This window comes from Aromatoleum evansii (genome assembly GCF_012910805.1).
GTDB classification, from domain to species: domain Bacteria; phylum Pseudomonadota; class Gammaproteobacteria; order Burkholderiales; family Rhodocyclaceae; genus Aromatoleum; species Aromatoleum evansii.
In genome coordinates, this window is record NZ_WTVK01000308.1 from 1 (window position 1) to 386 (window position 386).

A 386-nucleotide genomic window follows, 5' to 3' on the forward strand; every position below is an offset into this window, starting at 1 on the left:
GGTCTGCTGCGATCCGGCCGCGCTCTCGCCCGAGAGCTGGGTCAGGCCGTTCAGGAGATTGTCTCCCGACAGGTTGAAGATCGCGCTGAAGGCGTTGGAGAGATTGGCGCCGCCGAGCAGGCCGTTGTCGATCGCACCCGCGACGCTCCTGTGATTGATGCCGGCATTGGCCGGCAGGATCGGGGAGAGCAGGCCGGGATCGACCGACAGCAGCACGTCGTTGCCGACGTAGCTCAGCACCGGATTGCGCGCGAGGTTGTTGGCGAGCAACAGGCTTGCCGAGCCGAACGTGCCGCTCAGCGTTCCCGCATTGACGATGGTGTAGGTGGTCTTCCTGGTGATCCGTTCGAGCGGCTGCACGATGACGTTGCCAGCGATGTTAGCGG

1 protein-coding gene is annotated in these 386 nt (G+C 64.8%); it reads right to left on the bottom strand.

Features of this window, described 5'->3' with window-relative positions; genetic code table 11:
* Window positions 1-386, bottom strand: a 386-nt coding sequence (locus GO615_RS28460; protein ID WP_211167454.1) for a hypothetical protein, incomplete at both ends; no start/stop codon positions are given.